The sequence below is a fragment of the Streptomyces sp. SPB074 genome, from assembly GCF_000154905.1.
In the GTDB taxonomy this organism is placed as follows: domain Bacteria; phylum Actinomycetota; class Actinomycetes; order Streptomycetales; family Streptomycetaceae; genus Streptomyces.
The window spans coordinates 109,742-113,208 of sequence record NZ_GG770539.1; the positions used below are offsets into that span (position 1 = coordinate 109,742).

A 3,467-nucleotide genomic window follows, 5' to 3' on the forward strand; every position below is an offset into this window, starting at 1 on the left:
CCCGTCGGGGGCCGGGCGGATGCCGGTGACCCGGGGAAGGACACGGTCAACTCCCGCTGCCCGTACACGCTACGGTGGACCGCGCGCCGGTCCGCAGGACACGCGTCATACTTCCCGCGTACGCACGAGGTGGGGGCACAGCAGCACATGGCACAGGGCACGGTCCAGGTGACGCACACCGGTACGTCGCGGTGGCGGCGCCGCACGGGCGAGTACGCCTCGCTCTCCGCCGCCCTGGAGGCCGCGGGGGACGGCGACGTCCTCAGCATCGGCCCGGGCACGTACCGGGAGAACCTCGTGGTGCGGCAGGCGGTGACGCTGCGCGCGGTGGACAACGCGGCGGGCCCGGTACGGATCGCGCCCACGGACGGCATCCCGCTCACGCTGCGCGGGGCCGCCCTCGTGCAGGGACTGCACATCGAGGGGCAGGACTCGGCGGTCCCGGCGGTGCTCGTGGAGGACAGCGCGCCCGAGCTGGAGGGGCTGCGGATCATGACGCGGTCCGCCGTGGGCCTGGAGGTGCGCGGCGGGGCGCGGCCCACGGTGCGTGCCGTCTCGGTCGACAACGCGGGCGGCCTCGGGATCGCCGTGCTCGCCGGGGCGAGCGGCATCTTCGAGGACTGCGAGGTCGTGGCGGCGGGGCAGTCGGGGATCGTGGTGCGGGACGGCGCCCATCCGCGCCTGGAGCGCTGCCGGGTGCACCACGCCTCGGGGGCCGGTTTCGCCGTGACGGGCGAGGGCAGCGGCCTGGAGGCGATCGGCTGCGAGATCTACGAGATCAAGGGCTCGGCGCTCCAGCTCGGCCAGCGCGGCACCGCCTACCTGACGGACTGCGCGCTGCACCGCACGACGGCGAACGGCGTCACTCTCGACACGGACGCGGTGCTCACGCTCGCCGACTGCCGGCTGCACGACATCCCGGAGAACGCCGTGGATCTGCGCTCGCGCTCGGTCCTGACGCTGACCCGCTCCACGGTCAGCCGCTTCGGGCGCAACGGCCTCTCGGTGTGGGACCCGGGCACCCGCGTGGACGCCAACCAGTGCGAGATCCACGACTCGACCGGTGACTACCCGGCGGTGTGGGTGAGCGACGGCGCGACGGCGGTGCTCGACTCCTGCCGGGTGCACGACGTGCCGGACGCGCTCTTCGTCCTCGACCGGGGTTCGCGCGTCGATGTCGTGGACAGCGATCTGGCGCAGGTGCGCAACACGGCGGTCTCGGTGAGCGACGGCGCGATCGCCCAGCTCGACGACTGCCGGATCACGAAGGCGTCGACGGGGGCGTGGTTCCGTGACCACGGCAGTGGCGGCACGCTGAGCGGCTGCACGGTCTCGGACGTGCAGACCGGTGTCATCGTCACCAAGGGCGCCGATCCGGCGGTGGAGCGGTGCACGGTGGCGGGGGCCGCCGAGTCGGGGTTCTACGTGTCGGCGGAGGGACGCGGCACGTTCACCTCGTGCAAGGTGAGCGACAGCGCGGGCTACGGCTTCCACCTCATCGGCGGCGACCGCACGACGCTGCCACCTCCGCTCCTAGCAGTGCTCTCTCCACTGAGTACAGAGGATCGCGGAAGACTGGCGGAGGGCAGTTCCGATCGTGGAAGGACTGCGCACAGCGACGAGAAGGCTCGTGACCCCACTCGCGTACAGGGCGACGACGGCGACCCCGCCGGGGCGGCCTCTGTGTCGCCGCCGGGCGGCGAGACGCTGGTGCGCGAGACGGCCCCGATCGGGCTGCTCGGGGGCGTCCCGACACCGCGCCAGGGGACGACGGCTCCCGGGGCCCCGGGCGACGGGGAGGGGCCGTCGGCCCGTACCCCCGAGGACGTGCTCGCGGCGCTCGACGCGCTCGTGGGTCTCGACAGCGTCAAGCGCGAGGTGCGCGCGATGACGGACATGATCGAGGTGGGCAGACGGCGCCAGGCCGCCGGGCTCAAGGCGGCCTCGGCCCGCCGCCACCTCGTCTTCACCGGCTCGCCCGGTACCGGCAAGACGACGGTGGCGCGCCTGTACGCGGAGATCCTCGTGGCGCTCGGGGTCCTGGAGAAGGGGCACCTCGTGGAGGTCTCGCGCGTGGACCTGGTCGGCGAGCACATCGGCTCGACGGCGATCCGTACGCAGGAGGCGTTCGGGCGGGCGAAGGGCGGCGTGCTCTTCATCGACGAGGCGTACGCGCTCTCGCCGGAGGACTCGGGGCGCGACTTCGGGCGCGAGGCGATCGACACCCTCGTCAAGCTCATGGAGGACCAGCGCGACGAGGTCGTGGTCATCGTCGCCGGTTACACGGCCGAGATGGAGCGCTTCCTCGCGGTCAACCCGGGTGTGGCCTCGCGCTTCTCACGGACGATCACCTTCGGCGACTACGGGCCGGAGGAGTTGCTGCGCATCGTGGAGCAGCAGGCGGAGGAGCACGAGTACGAGCTGGCCGACGGGACCGGGGAAGCGCTCCTGAAGTACTTCACCGTGATCCCGAAGGACGCCGGCTTCGGCAACGGCCGCACGGCCCGCCAGACCTTCGAGGCGATGGTCGAGCGCCACGCGGGGCGCGTGGCGCAGCTCCCGAGCCCGGACAAGGCGGATCTGACGTTGCTGTACCCGGAGGATCTGCCGGGGGTGGGGTGACAGCGGCCGGACCGGCCCGGGGGACGCGCGCCTCGTCTCACTCGTCCGGGTGGCTGCCGTCCCCGCCTTTCCGCGCCCTTCGCTGTTCCGCGTCACTGTCCCGCGGGAGCGGTGTCCGGCCCGGGGAGGAGCCGGCCGCACGCGGGGCTTCCGTCCAGCCGGGCTGGCGCGGGACGGGACCGGCGGGGCGGAGGCGGTGGAGGAGTGCGGTGCGGGCCCGGGCGAAGGCGGGGTCGCAGGGGTAGTCGCCGTGGCCGTGGATGGGGGGCGGCAGGGGTTCGTCCGGGGTGCGGCCGTAGGCGAGGGGGTCGTGGAGCGGTGTGTGGTCGACGCCGGGGACGCGGACGGGTCCGCCGATGGGGTCGGTGGCGCGGTAGAGGTTGGTCCACTGGGCGACGTCGGTGTGGAGCCCGGAGAGGGCCTCGGGGCCGAAGTGGGCGGGGAACCAGCGGCCGTAGAGGCGTTCGAGCGGGGAGCCGTAGGTGAGGAGGGCGATCCTGCCGCGTGCCCGGGGCGGCAGTTGCCAGGCGGCGGCGGCCGCGAGCACGCTGCCCTGGGAGTGCCCGGACAGGACGAGTCGCCCGCCGGTGCGGGCGGTCCACGTCGCCATGCGCCACGTGAGGTCGGGGACGGCGCGCTCGGCGTAGCAGGGCGGCGCGAAGGGGTGGGCGGCGCGCGGCCAGAACGTGCCCACGTCCCACAGGATGCCGATGGTGCGCCGGGCGTGCGGATCGCGGTACGCGCGGCGGCCGAAGGCGAGGAAGAGCAGCGCGGCGAGCCCGGTGAGCCAGGAGCCGAGCGCCTGGCAGGTCTGCGCGAGGCCGTGCGCGGCGGCGGGCAGCCCC

The 3,467-nt window shown here is 74.0% G+C and carries 1 protein-coding gene and 1 pseudogene; one reads left to right on the plus strand and one right to left on the minus strand.

Annotated elements, in window-relative coordinates; translation table 11 throughout:
• Window positions 1-147: 147 nt before the first annotated feature.
• Complete coding sequence (locus SSBG_RS00495) at window positions 148-2,622, plus strand: right-handed parallel beta-helix repeat-containing protein (protein ID WP_008744286.1); 2,475 nt, start codon at window positions 148-150, stop codon at window positions 2,620-2,622.
• 37 nt (window positions 2,623-2,659) lie between these two features.
• Here the strand turns inward: SSBG_RS00495 and SSBG_RS00500 are convergent.
• A pseudogene (locus tag SSBG_RS00500) lies at window positions 2,660-3,467 on the minus strand (DUF2974 domain-containing protein); the annotation flags it as partial.

Bases quoted from the DNA above. Each gene is read 5' to 3' on its own strand.
- SSBG_RS00495 (WP_008744286.1), top strand. From the start codon at position 148: ATGGCACAGGGCACGGTCCAGGTGACGCACACCGGTACGTCGCGGTGG.